Origin of the sequence: Stenotrophomonas maltophilia group sp. Smal12 (assembly GCF_037079935.1) — a bacterium.
Lineage (GTDB): Bacteria > Pseudomonadota > Gammaproteobacteria > Xanthomonadales > Xanthomonadaceae > Stenotrophomonas > Stenotrophomonas sepilia.
The window spans coordinates 1-545 of sequence record NZ_JBAWUK010000126.1 but is presented as its reverse complement, the minus strand read 5'-3'; the positions used below and the strand labels follow the sequence as shown (position 1 = coordinate 545).

At 63.5% G+C, this 545-nt stretch carries 1 protein-coding gene; it reads left to right on the top strand.

All coding sequences use genetic code 11. The annotated features are described in order from the left end of the window. Window positions 1-35: 35 nt before the first annotated feature. A partial coding sequence (locus WDC87_RS21905) for a hypothetical protein (RefSeq protein ID WP_336331340.1) occupies window positions 36-545 on the top strand: 510 nt, incomplete at its 3' end.

Here is a 545-nt window from a genome sequence, read left to right as displayed (position 1 = left end):
AAGCGGGGCTTCTTCTTTCTCGAGCCGATGCACCCATGACCATTTCCGCCAACGACCGCCGTAAGACCTACGTGGGGAACGGCGTCGCTACCGCGTACCCCGGGCCGCGCGCATTCGTGGCCTCGCATATCCAGGTGTTCACCGGCACGCATCCCGTATACAGCCTGGTGCCGCCATCGCAGTACACGGTGACCGGACTGCGGGCGAACACCAGCACGATCACCTTCAATGCCGCCCCTCCGCTGAACCTGGACATCCTGGTCCTGCGCACGGTGCCGATGGACCAGCCGGCCGACATCACCAACCAGCGTGCGTTTCTGCCGGAGATCCACGAAGACGCCTTCGACTACCGTGTGATGCAGCTGCAGCAGCTGCTCGATAGCGGCATGCAGCTGATACAGGACCCCGAGAGCGGTCAGTTCGTATGGGACGCCAAGGGCAGCCGCATCATCAGGGTGGGCGATGCGAAGGGCGATGCCGATGCGGTGAACTTCCGCACCGTGCTGGTGCTGATCCAACAGTTCCAGAACGGCTGCGGGTCGGTA